Origin of the sequence: Rugamonas brunnea (assembly GCF_014042345.1) — a bacterium.
GTDB lineage: Bacteria > Pseudomonadota > Gammaproteobacteria > Burkholderiales > Burkholderiaceae_D > Rugamonas > Rugamonas brunnea.
Genome location: NZ_JACEZT010000006.1, coordinates 211,888 through 226,645, shown reverse-complemented (window position 1 = coordinate 226,645; position 14,758 = coordinate 211,888). Strand labels below are relative to the sequence as shown.

Sequence of the window (14,758 nt, the reverse complement as noted above, 5' to 3'; positions counted from 1 at the left end):
CCTTCGCCGCCGTAGTCGCCCGAATCGCCCGGGTCGACTTAGCCGGCGGCGTCGCCTTGCATCGCCGCCGATCGCGCTAGTGGGAAAACAGCTGCGCCATCACCTGGCGCAGCCAGCGGTTCGACGCGTCCTCGTGATAGCGCTCGTGCCAGTGCTGCTTGACGGCGAAGCTGGGCAGCGCTACCGGTGGCGCCAGCAGACGGATGTTCTCGCGCCCCACCATCGCCGCGCCATAACGGTGCGGCACGATCGCCACATAGTCCGTCTGCGAGACGATATGCGCCACCCCCAGGAAGCTGGGCATGTGCAGCACCACGTTGCGCCGTATGCCTTCACGCGCCAGCACCTTGTCCACGATCGAGTGGCCGGTGCCGGAACTGCGGATCACCAGGTGCCCTTCCCGTTCCAGATCCTCGCGCGTGAGCGTGGCGCCGATGCGCGGATGCTCGGTGGCCACCAGGCAGATGAAATCCTGGTCAAACAGCTTTTGCTGGTAAAAACCCGCCTCCAGGTGGGGCATGAAGCCCACCGCCAGATCAACCAGCCCCTGCTCCAGGTCCGCCGGACTGTCCGGTGAAATGCTCGACACATCGAGCTTGATGCCCGGCCCCACTTCCCGCAAATGATTGAGCAGCGTGGGCAGCAGCACCACCACGCTGATGTCCGTCATGCAGATGCGGAACTCGCGGTCGCTGCCGGCCGGATCGAACACCGGACGCTCGGCCAGCGCCGATTGCAGCGACGCCACCGATTGCCGCACGTGGGCCAGCGCGTTCTGCGCGCGCGGGGTCGGCTCCATGCCGCGTGCGGTCCGCACGAACAACTGGTCGTCGAAGGCCGCCCGCAGCTTGCCCAGGCCGATACTGACGGTCGACTGGGGCAACCCCAGGTTATCGGCGGCCTTGGTCACGTTGCGGGTCTTGTAGATCTCGTCGAAAATCAGCAGCAACTCCAGGTCGAAGCGGGCCATGTCGGTTCCACCAATATTTAAAAACACGATTATAACAATCAAATTTAATCCGTTTCCTAAATACAGCGATGCGCTCACACTGTGTTCACCAACTCAACACAGTGGAGACCAGCATGAACACCCAGACTCAACTCCCTCCTTCAGCACTGATCGCGGGCGGCGGCATCGGCGGCATGGCAGCGGCATTGTCGCTGGCGCGGCTTGGCATGCCCGTCACCGTGCTCGAACAGGCCGCCCAGCTGGGCGAAATTGGCGCTGGCATCCAGCTTGGCCCGAACGCCTTCGCCGCGCTCGACGCGCTGGGCGCCGGCGCCAACGCCCGGGCCCGCGCCGTGTTCACCGACCGCCTGATCATGATGGACGCGGTGGACGCCACTGAAGTGGGTACCTTCGAAGTCGGCCAGGCCTTCCGCCACCGCTTCAACAATCCCTACGCCGTGATCCACCGCGCCGATATCCACACCGCCATCCTGGAGCAGGTGCAGAAGACGCCCGGCATCACGCTGGTGACCGGCTGCCACGTTGAAGCGATCCGGCAGGACGACAGTGGCGTCGCCGTCACCGACAGCACGGGCCGCAGCTTCCACGCCGACGTGCTGGTGGGCTGCGACGGCGTCCGTTCGGTGGTGCGCGACAAGGTGGTAGGCGACAACGTGCGCGTCTCGGGCCATGTGGTCTACCGCGCCGTGATCCCGGTTGAACGCATGCCGGCGGCGCTGCGCATCAACGCGCCGGTGGTGTGGGCCGGTCCCAACTGCCACCTGGTGCACTACCCGTTGCGCAATGGCGAACAGTACAACCTCGTGGTGACCTTCCACAGCCGCGAACAGGAAGTGTGGAATGTGCGCGACGGCAGCAAGGAAGAAGTGCTCAGCTACTTCACCGGCATCGATGCGCTGCCGCGCCAGTTGCTGGAACTGCCCGAGAACTGGAAGCGCTGGAGCACGGCCGACCGCACCCCGGTCGCCAACTGGACCGACGGCCGCATCACGCTGCTGGGCGACGCCGCCCACCCCATGCTGCAATACCTGGCCCAGGGCGCCTGCATGGCACTGGAAGACGCTGTGACGCTGGGCGAAGCGATCCGCCACTGCCGCTTCAACATGGGCGCCGCCTTCGCGCTGTACCAGAAGTCGCGCATCGCCCGCACCGCGCGCGTGGTGCTGTCGGCCCGCGAGATGGGCCGCCTGTACCACGCCTCCGGCGTCGAGCGCCTGGTGCGCAACGACCTGTGGAAAGGCCGCGACGCCAACGGCTTCTATGACGCCCTGGCCTGGCTGTACGGCTGGACCGTGGATAACTGCCTGGCGCTCGAACAGCCTGCCGCCCCCCTGGCCCAAGCGGCCTGACCGCCCCGCCCACCATTTGAAGGAGACCGACATGAAAGACGACCTGCGCACCGCAAGACTAGCGCTGTACGAAGACATGCGCGCACAGAAGCTGATCCCGTTGTGGGAATCGCTGCACGCGCTGGTGCCCACCCACCCGGCTGCCCAGTACCAGCCGGCACTGTGGCGCTATGCCGACATCCTGCCGCACCTGAAGCGCTCCGGCGAAGTGATCACGGCCGAGGAAGCTGTGCGCCGCGTGCTGGTGCTGGAGAATCCCGCGCTGCCCGGCAGCGCCGCCATCACCAGCACGCTGTATGCGGGCCTGCAGCTGATCCTGCCCGGCGAAGTGGCCCCCGCCCACCGCCACAGCCAGTCCGCGCTGCGCTTCGTGGTCAGCGGCCTGGGCGCCTACACCACCGTCGATGGGGAGCGCACCTCCATGCATCCGGGCGATTTCATCATCACCCCGTCGTGGACCTGGCATGACCATGGCAACACGGGCGTGGACGGCGCCTGCGAGCCCGTGGTCTGGCTCGATGGCCTCGACATTCCGATGCTGAGCTTCTTCGGCGCCGGCTTCGCCGAGAACGCCGACCAGGCGTCTCAGACCGTGACCCGGCCCGAGGGCAGCAGCTTCGCGCGCTATGGCTGCAACATGGCGCCCGTGCGCCAGTTGCACCAGGGCCGCCATTCGCCCGTGTTCAGCTATCCCTATGCCCGTTCCCGCGAAGCGCTGGAAACGCTGCGCCGTACCGCGGCCATCGACGCATGGCATGGCGTGAAGCTGCGCTACGTGAATCCGCAGACCGGCGGCTACCCGATGCCGACCATGGCCACTTTCATGCAGCTGCTGCCGCGCGGGTTCAGCGGCCAAGGCCACCGCAGCACGGACGGCACGGTCTACAGCGTGGTGGAAGGCAGCGGCGTGGCGACCATCGCCGGCCAGCGCTACACGTTCGCGCCGCGCGACACCTTCGTGGTGCCGTCCTGGGCCACGGTGGCCTTCGACGCGCCCAGCGAGGACGTGGTGCTGTTCAGCTATTCGGACCGCCCGGTGCAGGACGCGATGGGCATCCTGCGCGAAGAATTCCTGCCGGCCTGACCGTCCCCCAACACTTATTTGACAGCGAAAACCATCATGACCACTTCCTTCATCTTCCCGCCGCAAGCCATCGTCGGCTTGCCCGTGGCCGGCACGGACAGCCGCTTCCCCGTGCGCCGCATCTACTGCGTGGGCCGCAACTACGCCGCCCATGCGCGCGAGATGGGCTTCGACCCCGACCGCGAACCGCCTTTCTTCTTCTGCAAACCGAATGACGCCCAGTCCGTGTTGCCGGTGCAAGCCGGCACCACGGCAGAAGTCCCCTACCCGGCCCAGACCAGCAACTACCACCACGAGATCGAACTGGTGGTCGCCATCGGCAAGGGCGGCAGCAATATCGCAGCCGACGACGCACCCGCCCACATCTACGGCTACGCCGTGGGCCTGGACATGACCCGCCGCGACCTGCAGATGCGCATGCGCGAACAGGGCCGCCCATGGGAGATCGGCAAAGCCTTCGATTATTCGGCCCCCATCGGCCCGATCACCCCGGCCAAGGCGATCGGGGAAGTGCAATCCGGCGCCATCGCGCTGGAGGTGGACGGCAAGGTGGTGCAGCACAGCGACCTGTCGCACCTGATCTGGAACGTGAGCGAAACCATCGCCCAGCTTTCCACGCTGTTCGAACTGCACCCAGGCGACTTGATCATGACGGGCACCCCTGAAGGCGTCGGCCCGGTCGTCGCCGGCCAGACCATGGTGGCCAGCATCGCCGGCCTGGAGACGATCCGCGTGCACGTGGCCTGACCACGAGACCGCAGCTGGCGCCACGGGGCCGCAGAAGTCCCGGGCCAGCGCGCAAACCCGGCCGCCCGCGTGGCGGCACCCCAACATCATCGGAGATACCATGACTGACACCACACTCGATGTCCAGGCGTTCATCGACCGCCAGCCGTTCGCGCGCTTCCAGAAAACCATCCTGGCGCTGTGCTTCCTGATCGTTGCCATCGACGGCTTCGACACCGCCTCGATCGGCTTCATCGCCCCCGCCCTGCGGGCCGAGTGGCACATCAGCGCCGCCGCGCTGGCGCCGCTGTTCGGGGCAGGCCTGTTCGGCCTGATGGCGGGCGCCCTGCTACTCGGCCCCCTGGCCGACCGCATCGGCCGCAAGCCGGTGCTGCTGGTGTCGGTCGGCTTCTTCGGCCTCACGTGCCTGCTGTCCGCGTTCGCCACCGACATGCAGTCGTTGCTGGTGCTGCGCTTCCTCACCGGGCTGGGGCTGGGCGGCGCCATGCCAAGCGCGATCACGCTCACGTCCGAATACTGCCCGCAGGCGCGCCGCGCCACGCTGGTGACGACCATGTTCTGCGGCTTCACCATCGGCTCCGCGTTCGGCGGCCTGGTGGCGGCGCAGATGCTGTCCACCATCGGCTGGCGCGGCGTGCTGGGTATCGGCGGCGCGCTGCCGCTGCTCCTGCTGCCGGTGCTGATGCTGGCCTTGCCCGAATCGCTGCGCTGGCTAGTGCTGAAAGGCCGCAAGCCGGCATCGGCACGCCGCATCGCGGCCCGCATCGCGCCCGCGCTGCGGGACACGCCGGCGCTGGTGGTCAGCGACCGCAAGGCCGTCGGCTCGCCGGTGGCCGCGCTGTTCCGTGACGGCCTGCTGGGCGGCACCCTGCTGCTGTGGCTGACCTTCTTCATGAGTTTGTTGATCGTCTACCTGCTCTCCAGCTGGCTGCCGACGCTGCTGACCAAGGCCGGCCACGGCTTGTCGCAGGCGTCCTTCATCAGCTCCGCGATGCAGATTGGCGGCACCGTCGGCGCCATCGTGCTGGGCCGGTTGATGGACCGCTTCCGCCCGCACAACGTACTCGGCGTGGCCTACCTGGCGGCGGCTGGTTTCATCGTACTCGTGGCCGCAGCGGCCAGCACCGTGGCGCTGCTCGTGGTCGCCGTGTTCGCCGTCGGCTTTTGCGTGAGCGGTTCGCAGGTGGGCGCCAATGCACTGGCAGCCGCGTTCTACCCCACGGCCAGCCGTGCCACCGGCGTCAGCTGGGCCAGCGCCGTGGGCCGCAGCGGCTCCGTGCTGGGCTCCATGGTGGGCGGGCTGCTGCTGTCGCTCCAGCTCAGTAACGAAACCATCTTCTACCTGCTGGCTGTGCCGTCGCTGATCGCGGCAGCGGCGATGACCGCCATGGGCGTCATCACGCGCGCCCGCGCCAGCACCGCCATTCCCCATCCACTCACCCTGTCGGAAAGCGCAGCATGAAACTCCATACGTATTACCGCAGCTCGGCCTCGTACCGGGTGCGCATCGCCATGAATCTCAAGGGCATCGAAGCGGAGCACCTCCACGTGCACCTGTCGCGCAATGGCGGCGAGCAGTTCGGCGCCGCGTTCGACGCGCTCAATCCCCAGCACCTGCTGCCCGTGCTGGAAGACAGCGCGGTACAGCTGACGCAGTCGCTGGCCATCATCGAATACCTGGACGAGACGCAGCCGGGCCAGCGCCTGCTGCCGGAAGACCCGGCGGGCCGGGCGCGCGTCCGCGCCATCTCGCAGCTGATCGCCTGCGACATCCACCCGCTCAACAACCTGCGTGTGCTCAAATACCTGAGCGAGGAACTGAAGCTGACGCCCGATGCGAAGAACGGCTGGTATCGCCACTGGACCGGGCTGGGACTGGCCGCGCTGGAGCAGCAATTGGCGCGCGACGGCGCCACCGGCAGTTACTGCCATGGCAACACCCCCACCATGGCCGACTGCTGCCTGATCCCGCAACTGTACAACGCGCGCCGCTTCGAATGCGACCTGTCGCCCTACCCCACGCTGCTACGCATCGCCGCGCGCTGCGAGGAAATGCCGGCCTTCCAGCTGGCGCGGCCGGAGGCACAACCGGACGCCGAATAGGCGAAACCACCAGTGACGACTCTGCGGAGTCACCGCGGCTGCGCTCCGGCGACGCTCCGGCAATACTGCGGCCGCATCTGCCGTGCACACCCAGTTCCGGTGCGCCGCTGCATCAGCCATGCGCCCCCAGTTCCGGCCCGCTGGGGGCGGGGCCGCCCTCGCCAGGCGCCGCTTCCGCCGCATCCGGCTGCGGCGACGGCGCGACCGCCACGTGCTTCCCGGCCAGGAACATATACATGGCCGGCACCACGAACAGCGTGAACAGCGTGCCGATGGCCAGCCCGGTGAAGATCACCAGCCCCATCGCGTGGCGCCCTGCCGCACCCGCGCCGGAGGCGATCACCAGCGGCACCACGCCGAACACCATGGCCGCCGTGGTCATGAGGATGGGACGCAGCCGGGTGCCGGCTGCTTCCTCGATGGCCGCCCGCTTGTCCTTGCCGGCCGCTCGCAGATGGTTGGCCACCTCCACGATCAGGATGCCGTGCTTGGAAATGAGGCCCATCAGCGTCACCAGCCCCACTTCCGTGTAGATGTTGATCGAGGCGAAGCCGAGGAAAATGAAGATCATGGCCCCGAACAGCGCCAGCGGCACCGACACGAGGATCACGACGGGATCGCGGAAGCTCTCGAACTGCGCCGCCAGCGTCAGGAACACGATGATGACGGCAAAGCCCATCGTGACGAGGAAGCCGCCCGACTCCTGCACGTACTGGCGCGACTGGCCGGAATAATCGACCGTGTAGCCGGTCGGCGCCACCTGCTTCAGGGTGTCGCGCATGAATTGCAGGATCTCGCCCTGCGATAGCCCCGTCACGCCGGCGAAGGTCACGGCGTTCAACTGCTGGAAGCGCGTGATCGATTCCGGCACCACGCTGTATTTGAGGCTGGCCACGGTGCTGGCCGGGATCATGCCACCATTCGGCGTCTTGATCTGGAAGTCCAGCACCTTGGCCGGATTGAGCCGGTCCACCTGCCGCACCTGCGGAATCACCTTGTACGAACGGCCCGCGATGGAGAAGTAATTGACGTAGCCGCCGCCCAGCCCCGCGCCCAGCGCGTTGCCGAAATCCTGCTGGGTCATGCCCAGCGAGGTGAGCTTATCTCGGTCGACCACCACCGTCGCCTGCGGTGAATCGACCTTCAGATCCACGTCCACGAAATAGAACTTGTTGGCCGCACGGACCTTCTCCAGCATCTGCTCAGCCACCGTGTTGAGGTTCTCAAACGGCTCCGTGGTCGTCACCACGAACTGCACCGGCAAGCCCGAACTGCCCGGCAAGGCCGGGAACTGGAACGCCGCCACCCGCGCGCCCGCGATCGTGTTCCACTTCTGCTGCAACTCCTGCTGGATCTCGTGCGCCGACCGGGTACGCCGGTCCCATGGCTTGAACAGCACGCCGCCAAAGCCGGAATTGATGGTCGGGACGCCCGTGATCTGGAACATCTGCTCGTATTCGGGGATAGCTTTGCCGATCGCGAAAATCTGCTGCGCGTAGGTCTGCATCTGGTCGGAGGTCGCCGTGGGCGCGCCCACCACCTGGGACAGCACGATGCCCTGGTCCTCCTCCGGCGCCAGCTCCGACTGCGACATCTTGAACATCAGCGCCAGCAGCACGCTCAGGATCACGCCCATCACGATCAGCACCGGCCACGTATCGAGCAGGCTGTGGAGGATGCGCAGGTAGCGTCCATGCACGCGCTCGAACACGCGGTCGATGGCCTTGACGAAGCGGCCCTCGTCCTGGCTGGCCCGGAAGAAGCGCCCGCACATCATGGGCGACAGCGTAAGCGCCACGATCCCCGACACCGCCACGGCGCCGGCCAGCGTAAACGCGAATTCCGTGAACAGCGCGCCCGTCAGCCCGCCCTGGAAGCCGATCGGCACATAGACGGCGATCAGCACCACGGTCATCGCCACGATGGGGCTACCGAGCTCGCGGGCCGCCACCAGCGCCGCGTCGAACGGCGCCATCCCCTGCTTCATGTGACGGTCCACGTTTTCGACGACGATGATGGCGTCATCCACCACCAGGCCGATGGCCAGCACGATGGCCAGCAGCGTGAGCAGATTGATCGAATAGCCGAACATCAGCATCACGAAGAAGGTGCCGATCAGCGACAGCGGCATGGCGATCACCGGCACCACCACGGCCCGCAGGCTGCCCAGGAACAGGTAGATGACGATGGTGACGATGATCAGCGCTTCCACCAGCGTCTTGACCACTTCATGGATCGAGGTATTGATGAAGTCCGTGGAGTCGTAGACGATCTCCCCCGTCAGGCCGTTCGGCAGCTGTTCCCGGATCGGCGGGAAGGCCTCGCGCACGCGCTTGGCCACGTCCAGGATATTGGCCTCCGGCGCCACCTTGATGCCGATGAAGACCGAGCGCACGCCGCTGAAGGCCACGTTGAAGTCATAGTTCTCCGATCCCAGCGTGACGTTGGCCACGTCCTCCAGGTGCACGATGGCGCCGCCGCTCTGGCGGATGGCGAGCTGCTTGAATTCCTCCACCGTGTGCAGGTCGGTGCCCGCCGTCAGCGGCACGCTCACCATCTGGCCCTTGGACGAGCCGAGCCCCGTCAGATAGTTGTTGGACGCCAGCGCGGCGCTGACATCGGCCGCCGTCACGCCATGGGCTGCCATCTGGTCGGCATTGAGCCACGCCCGCAACGCGAACTGGCGCGCGCCCAGCAGCTCGGCCGTCTGCACGCCTTCGATGGCGTCCAGCTTGGGCTTGACCACACGGGCCAGGAAGTCCGTCACGTTATTGGTGGGCAGCGTGTTGCTGTAGAAGCCCATGTACATGGCGTCCGTGGTCTGGCCCGTCTGCACCGTCAGCACGGGTGTCTGGGCCTGGGCCGGCAGCTGGTTCTTGACGGAGTTGACCTGGGTGGTGATTTCCGTCAGCGCGCGATTGGCGTCGTAATTGAGCCGCAGCGTGGCCGTGATGACGGACACCCCGCTATTGCTGGACGAGGACAGGTAATCGATGCCCTGGGCCTGCGCCACGGCCGATTCCAGCGGCTGGGTGATGAAGCCGGCCACGGTCTGCGCATCCGCCCCGTAGTAGGTGGTGGAAATGGTGACCACCGCGTTCTGGGTGCGCGGATACTGGTTGATGGGCAGGCTGAATAGCGACCGCAGCCCCAGCACCACGATCAGCAGGCTGATGACACTGGCCAGCACCGGCCGCCGGATGAAGATGTCGGTGAATTTCATGGGAGCGCCCTCAATGTTCCTGCGGCGTGGGCGCGGGGCTGTCGGCCGGCTGCACCTTGTTGTCGATCACCACCGGCGTGCCGTTCTTCAGTTTGAGCTGGCCACTGGTGACGACGGTCTGCCCTTCCTTGAGCCCCGTGAGCACGGCCACCTGGTCACCGCGCGTGCCGCCCGTGGTGACGAACTGCTGCTGCGCCACCAGCAGCGGCTGGCCCTTGTCATCCTTCGGGGCGTCCTTGCCCTGCCCCGGCGCCAGCACGAACACGGTCGAGCCATACGGGTTGTAGGTGATGGCCGTCTGCGGCAAGGTCAGGTGACGCTGTTTGTCGCCCTGCTCCAGGCTCACGTTAGCGAACATGCCGGGCACCAGCTGGCGTTTGCCGTTGGCGACCGTGGCCTCCACCAGCACGTTGCGAGTGGCGGGGTCCACCTTGGGACTGATGGCCGTCAAGCGCGCGGGAAAGGCCGCACCCGGCCACGCATCGCTGACCAGGCTCAGTTTCTGGCCCACAGCCAGCCCGGCCAGCTGTTTTTGCGGCACGTAGAAGTCCACGTACACCGGGTCCATCGTCTGCAGCGTCACCAGCTTGTCGCCGGGATTGACGAACTGGCCCGGATTGATGGCCGAGATCCCCAGCTTGCCCGCGAACGGGGCCCGTATCGTCTTCTTGTCCAGCAGCGCCTGCTGCTGGGCCGCTAGCGCGCGTCGGCTTTTCAGTTCGGCCCGGTCGTTGTCCAACTGGGCCTGGCTGATGGCCTGGGCCGCGAACTGCGCTTCGTCGCGCTTGAGCACCGTGGCCGCCAGTTCCGCCGCCGCCTGTAGCGCATGGAGCTGGGCCAAATCGGCATCGGCGTTCAGCGCGAACAGCACCTGGCCGGACTTGACCTCGTCGCCCGAGCGGAAGCGCACCTCGCGCACCATGCCGGCGATCTCGCTGCTGATGTCCACGCCGCGCACGGCCACCAGCGTGCCCACGGAATTGAGCTGCGGTTGCCATTCCAGTGCTTGTACCTTGATCGCCGTGACGGTCTGAGGGCCCGGCTTGGGCGAGCTGGCTATCATCTGCCGGATCTGCAGGAATTTTCCCAATGCGAGCACCGCAACCAGCAGCACAACACAGCCCACCATGATGAACATACGCTTGGTCATGTCACCCTCTGCTCAAGGAACGATGAAAGAACTACGGAACTACGGCGTGGCCGCGCCGGACGGCGCGCGGTTCCACCAGCCGCCGCCCAGCGCCTGGAACAACGCGGCCGTGTCGGCATAGCGGGCCGCTTGCGCCTGGGCCAAGGCCACATGCGATTGCTGGTAGCTGCGCTGCGCATCGAGCAGCGACAGGTAACTGATGGCGCCCAGCTGGTACTGGCGCTTGGCCAGCGCCAGTGTCTCCGCCGCCAGCGCCTCGGCGTCGGCCTGCGCCTGCAACGCACTGGCGTCGAACTCCAGTGCCCGCAGGCTGTCGGCCACGTCCCGGAAGGCGGCCAGCACGGTGGCGCGGTATTGGGCGGCGGCCGCGTCGTAGGCCGCTTCGGCGGCGCGCCGTTTCGCGGTCAGCGCGCCGCCATTGAACAGCGGCTGCGTCAGGCCGGCGGCCAGATTCCAGAACACGTTATTGGCCTGGAATAGCTCGTGCGGGCTGGCGCCGGCCGCGCCATAGCTGGCGCTGAGCGTGAATTGGGGATACAGGTTGGCCGTGGCCACGCCGACCTGCGCGCTGGCCTGGTGCAGCAGCGCTTCACTGGCGCGCACGTCGGGCCGCTGCCGCGCCAAAGCCGAGGGCAGCGACACAGGCAATTGCTCTGGCAGGGCCAGCGCGGCCAGTTCGAACTGGGGCAAGTCCGGCGTGCTCGGTAGCTGGCCAACCAGCACGGACAAGGCGTGGCGGCTTTGCGCCAGCGCTTTTTCCAGCGGCGGTACGGTGGCCGCCGTCTGCGCCACCTGGCTGCGCTGCGTCAACAGCACGGCGCGCGCCACGGCGCCGGCCTGCAACTGTTTGTCGATCACGTCTAGCTGCTGGCGTTGGGCGGCCAGCACTTCGCCCGTGGCCTGCAACTGCGCCCGCAACGACGCCTCGCGGATGGCCGCCGTGACCACGTTGGCCGTCAGCGCCAGTTGCGCCGCCTCCAGCTGGAAGCGCTGGTAGTCAATGGCGGCCTGCGCGCCTTCCAGTACGCGCTGCGTGCCCCCGAACACGTCGGGTGCATAGCTGACGTTGACGGAGGCGTTGTACAGGGAAAAGACGCCATTAACGGTCTTTCCCTGGTCCGCCAGGTGCTCGCGCGCCGCGCTCAGTTGCGCGTTCACGGCCGGGAAAACCCGGTTGCCCCGCTCTGCATTGTAATTTTCCTGCGCCTGCCGCAAGGCCGCTTCGGCCGCCGCCAGCGTGGGGTTGTGTTCCAGCGCACTGCGGACCAGCTGGTCCAGCGCCTGGGAGCGGAACACGGTCCACCAGAGCGCCGGAATGTCCTGTCCCATCGCGAGGTGCTGCGCCGCGCCGCCGGGCACGGGCGCGGAGACCGTATCGGATGGCTGGGCGGCGGGCGTGTAGCTGTCGTCGCGCAAACCCGATGGCGGTGCGGGGGGATGGTAATCAGGGCCGACGGCGCAGCCGGCCACCGCCAGGCCGAGCAAGGCAGCCAGGGCACAGCGGCGCCCTCCCAACGGAAACTGCTTGAAGTCGTGGTTCTTCACGCAAAGCCCCCCGCGATAACTGAATGCAGGGTCGATTATAGGGAAAAACCTGAAGAAATTGACAATATATTCTACGGTGCGGGCTGGACTATTGCCCTGCAAGCCGCGTCAAGGTAGCCGCGCGGCAAGATAATCGGCCAACTCATTCAAGGTGCGCAGGCGGCCGTAGTCGGCCTCGGGGATATCGACTTTCAAGGTGTCATGCAGGCCAATCAAGAAGTTCAGCCAGTCCATCGAATCGAGATCCACCTGGGCGCGCAGCGCTTCGTCCGGCGCCAGGTCGGCCGCGCTGACCTCGGGTGCGATGGTTTGCAGCGTCGCGATCACGGCGGCCATCAGTTGTTCGCGTTCCATGGATACCTCCGTTTTAAAGCGCGGCCGGGTTTTGCAGCAGGTCGCGGATCGCGGCCAGGAACAGTGCGCCCCGGTGACCATCGGTGACGCGGTGGTCGGCTGCCAGGCTGGCCGTTACCGCCGGCATCACGCACAGGCCACCGTCGCGCACCCACGGCCGGTCCGTGAGCCGGCCAAAGCCGACCAGCGCCACCTGCGGCGGGTAAATCACGCCCGACACCATCTCCACGCCCTGTTCGCCCAGATTGGTGACGGTGATGGTGGCATCGCCCATTTCGGAACTGCGCAGCGATCCGGCCCGGGCGCGGCGCACCAGGTCGGACAGTTCGCGCATCAACTGATCGAGCGGTTTGTTCGCCGCGTCGAGCAGGGCCGGCGCGACCAGGCCCCCCTGGCGCAGCGCGATGGCGACGCCCACATGGGCCGCCGCGACGGGCTGGAATGCGCCGTCCCGGTAGTAGCCATTCATGTCCGGGAAGCTGTGCAGCGCCAGCGCGACGGCCTTCAATTGCAGCACGGCCAGCAGCAATCGCTCGGTGATTGGGCGCTCGGGATTCGTCGCGGCCAGCCAGTCCAACGCGGCGCGCATGGGCACCGGCTCGCTCAGGTAATAGTGCGGAATCTCGCGCTTGCTGCGGCTCATGGCGGCGGCAATCGCTTTGCGCATCTCGGCGTGCCGGTCAGCTGGCGGGGCCTGGACAGCCTGCGCAGCCTTAGCCGCCTGCGCTGCGGCCTCCACGTCCTGCAAGGTGATGGCGCCGTCCGCGCCCGTGCCGGTAAGCGTATCGACATTGATGCCGCATTCGCCTGCCTTCTTGCGGGCGGCGGGCGATATGCGGCGGCGCGCCCGTTCGGCCCCAGATGCAGTAGCAGGCGCAATGACAGTTGTGGCGACAGCGGAGGCCGCACCGGCAGCGCGCCCAGGACGGGCCGTGTCTGGGGTCGTGGCTGGGGATGGGGCCGGGTTTGGGGCTGAGGCGGACGGCATGGGCACTGCACCCGCTCCGCTGCGGAGCGCCATCGCGCCGGCATCCTCCCCCTCCTCCAGCACCGTGGCCAACACCGTGCCCACCGGGACCGTCTCGCCGGGCTGCACCAGCAATTCGGCCACCGTCCCATCCTGCCAGATTTCCACGTCCACGGCAGCCTTGGAGGTATCGACCACGGCCACCACCTGCCCGCGCTTGACGGTGTCGCCGGGCTGGATATGCCAGGCCAGCAGCTTGCCCTCATCCATGTCCGAGCCCAGCGACGGCAGTTTGAATTCGATCATACGGCCCCCAGCATGCGTCGCGCAGCATCGACAATGGCGTCAACTTGCGGCAAGGCCGCCTGCTCCATGTGGGCCGCATAAGGGATGGGCACCTCCGCGCTGCAAACGCGTGCAGGTGGCGCGTCGAGCTCATAGAACGCTCCTTCCACCACGCGCGCCATGATCTCGCCCGCCAGGCTGCCGCTCTTCCAGCCCTCGTCCACCACCAGCACCCGGTGCGTCTTGCGCACGGATGCCATGATCGTGTCCGTATCGAGCGGGCGCAGCACGCGCAAGTCCAGTACTTCCGCGTCCACGCCCTGCGCGGCCAGTTGCTGCGCCGCCTGCATGGCCTTGGGCAGACAGCCGCCATACGCGATCAGCGTCAATTGCGTGCCGGGACGGCGCACGGCGGCATGACGCAGATCGCACGCAGGCGGCCACGCGACGCCGCCCACTTCCTCCTCCATGTTGTACAACTGCGCGTGCTCGAAGATGACAACAGGGTCGGGATCGGCCAGCGCCGGCGCCAGCATGGCGCGCGCGTCGGCCACCGTGGCCGGGGCCAGCACAGTCAGGCCGGGCACGTGCGCGTACCAGCATTCCAGGCTGTGCGAGTGCTGTGCCGCGAGCTGACGGCCCGCCCCCGTGGCCATGCGGATCACCAGCGGCACATGGAACTGGCCACCGGACATGTGACGCATGGCGGCGGCCGTGTTGACGATCTGGTCCAGCGCCAGCAGGCTGAAATTGACGGTCATGATCTCGACGATGGGCAGCATACCGCCCAGGGCAGCACCGATGCCCGCGCCCACGAAACCGAGTTCGGACAGCGGCGTATCGCGGACCCGTTCCGGCCCGAACTGATCGAGCAATCCCTTGGACACGGCATACGAGCCACCGTAGCGGCCCACGTCCTCGCCCATCAGGAACACGCGCGGATCGGCCAACATGGCTTCCCGGATCGCCTCGCGCATGGCT

General features: G+C 67.0%; 12 protein-coding genes. 5 read left to right on the top strand and 7 right to left on the bottom strand.

Annotated features, from left to right (window positions below; translation table 11 throughout):
• Nucleotides 1–76: 76 nt before the first annotated feature.
• On the bottom strand, nt 77–970 hold the full coding sequence (locus H3H37_RS11490; protein WP_182162502.1) for a LysR family transcriptional regulator: 894 nt from the start codon (nt 968–970) through the stop codon (nt 77–79).
• Between the two features lie 113 nt (nt 971–1,083).
• On the opposite strand from H3H37_RS11490, the gene H3H37_RS11485 reads away from it, so the two are divergent.
• From H3H37_RS11485 to maiA, 5 genes are all read left to right on the top strand, one after another.
• Entirely contained in the window at nt 1,084–2,319 is a 1,236-nt protein-coding gene (locus H3H37_RS11485; RefSeq protein ID WP_182162500.1) for a 3-hydroxybenzoate 6-monooxygenase, read from the top strand.
• Nucleotides 2,320–2,350: 31 nt separating this feature from the next.
• Nucleotides 2,351–3,403 carry a gentisate 1,2-dioxygenase gene (gtdA, locus tag H3H37_RS11480; protein ID WP_182162498.1) on the top strand — a complete coding sequence of 351 codons (1,053 nt, stop codon included), beginning with the start codon at nt 2,351–2,353 and terminating at the stop codon, nt 3,401–3,403.
• A gap of 36 nt (nt 3,404–3,439) precedes the next feature.
• Complete coding sequence (locus H3H37_RS11475; RefSeq protein ID WP_182162496.1) at nt 3,440–4,150, top strand: fumarylacetoacetate hydrolase family protein; 711 nt, start codon at nt 3,440–3,442, stop codon at nt 4,148–4,150.
• Nucleotides 4,151–4,250: 100 nt separating this feature from the next.
• Nucleotides 4,251–5,612: an MFS transporter gene (locus tag H3H37_RS11470; protein ID WP_182162494.1), complete on the top strand. Its 1,362-nt coding sequence runs from the start codon at nt 4,251–4,253 to the stop codon at nt 5,610–5,612.
• The gene (gene maiA, locus H3H37_RS11465) at nt 5,609–6,253 is read left to right on the top strand and encodes a maleylacetoacetate isomerase (RefSeq protein WP_182162492.1); all 645 of its coding nucleotides are present in this window, start codon (nt 5,609–5,611) and stop codon (nt 6,251–6,253) included. The genes H3H37_RS11470 and maiA overlap by 4 nt, the downstream gene beginning before the upstream one ends.
• Before the next feature lie 112 nt (nt 6,254–6,365).
• Here maiA and H3H37_RS11460 read toward each other — a convergent pair whose 3' ends face one another.
• From H3H37_RS11460 to H3H37_RS11435, 6 genes are all read right to left on the bottom strand, one after another.
• The gene (locus tag H3H37_RS11460; RefSeq protein WP_182162490.1) at nt 6,366–9,476 is read right to left on the bottom strand and encodes an efflux RND transporter permease subunit; all 3,111 of its coding nucleotides are present in this window, start codon (nt 9,474–9,476) and stop codon (nt 6,366–6,368) included.
• Between the two features lie 10 nt (nt 9,477–9,486).
• A complete protein-coding gene (locus tag H3H37_RS11455) occupies nt 9,487–10,626 on the bottom strand; it encodes an efflux RND transporter periplasmic adaptor subunit (RefSeq protein WP_182162488.1) in 1,140 nt (379 codons plus the stop codon).
• A gap of 39 nt (nt 10,627–10,665) precedes the next feature.
• Nucleotides 10,666–12,171, bottom strand: coding sequence for an efflux transporter outer membrane subunit (locus H3H37_RS11450; protein ID WP_311197463.1), 1,506 nt, complete (start codon nt 12,169–12,171; stop codon nt 10,666–10,668).
• A 108-nt stretch (nt 12,172–12,279) separates the two neighbouring features.
• The gene (locus tag H3H37_RS11445) at nt 12,280–12,525 is read right to left on the bottom strand and encodes an acyl carrier protein (RefSeq protein ID WP_182162486.1); all 246 of its coding nucleotides are present in this window, start codon (nt 12,523–12,525) and stop codon (nt 12,280–12,282) included.
• 13 nt (nt 12,526–12,538) lie between these two features.
• Nucleotides 12,539–13,798 carry a dihydrolipoamide acetyltransferase family protein gene (locus H3H37_RS11440; protein WP_182162484.1) on the bottom strand — a complete coding sequence of 420 codons (1,260 nt, stop codon included), beginning with the start codon at nt 13,796–13,798 and terminating at the stop codon, nt 12,539–12,541.
• Nucleotides 13,795–14,754: an alpha-ketoacid dehydrogenase subunit beta gene (locus H3H37_RS11435; protein ID WP_220456415.1), complete on the bottom strand. Its 960-nt coding sequence runs from the start codon at nt 14,752–14,754 to the stop codon at nt 13,795–13,797. The genes H3H37_RS11440 and H3H37_RS11435 overlap by 4 nt, the downstream gene beginning before the upstream one ends.
• Nucleotides 14,755–14,758 lie beyond the last annotated feature (4 nt).

What these genes read in the sequence shown, in the direction of transcription:
- H3H37_RS11490 (WP_182162502.1), bottom strand. Translation starts at nt 970, where the DNA reads ATGGCCCGCTTCGACCTGGAGTTGCTGCTGATTTTCGACGAGATCTAC.
- H3H37_RS11485 (WP_182162500.1), top strand. Translation starts at nt 1,084, where the DNA reads ATGAACACCCAGACTCAACTCCCTCCTTCAGCACTGATCGCGGGCGGC.
- gtdA (WP_182162498.1), top strand. Translation starts at nt 2,351, where the DNA reads ATGAAAGACGACCTGCGCACCGCAAGACTAGCGCTGTACGAAGACATG.
- H3H37_RS11475 (WP_182162496.1), top strand. Translation starts at nt 3,440, where the DNA reads ATGACCACTTCCTTCATCTTCCCGCCGCAAGCCATCGTCGGCTTGCCC.
- H3H37_RS11470 (WP_182162494.1), top strand. Translation starts at nt 4,251, where the DNA reads ATGACTGACACCACACTCGATGTCCAGGCGTTCATCGACCGCCAGCCG.
- maiA (WP_182162492.1), top strand. Translation starts at nt 5,609, where the DNA reads ATGAAACTCCATACGTATTACCGCAGCTCGGCCTCGTACCGGGTGCGC.
- H3H37_RS11460 (WP_182162490.1), bottom strand. Translation starts at nt 9,476, where the DNA reads ATGAAATTCACCGACATCTTCATCCGGCGGCCGGTGCTGGCCAGTGTC.
- H3H37_RS11455 (WP_182162488.1), bottom strand. Translation starts at nt 10,626, where the DNA reads ATGACCAAGCGTATGTTCATCATGGTGGGCTGTGTTGTGCTGCTGGTT.
- H3H37_RS11445 (WP_182162486.1), bottom strand. Translation starts at nt 12,525, where the DNA reads ATGGAACGCGAACAACTGATGGCCGCCGTGATCGCGACGCTGCAAACC.
- H3H37_RS11440 (WP_182162484.1), bottom strand. Translation starts at nt 13,798, where the DNA reads ATGATCGAATTCAAACTGCCGTCGCTGGGCTCGGACATGGATGAGGGC.
- H3H37_RS11435 (WP_220456415.1), bottom strand. Translation starts at nt 14,754, where the DNA reads ATGCGCGAGGCGATCCGGGAAGCCATGTTGGCCGATCCGCGCGTGTTC.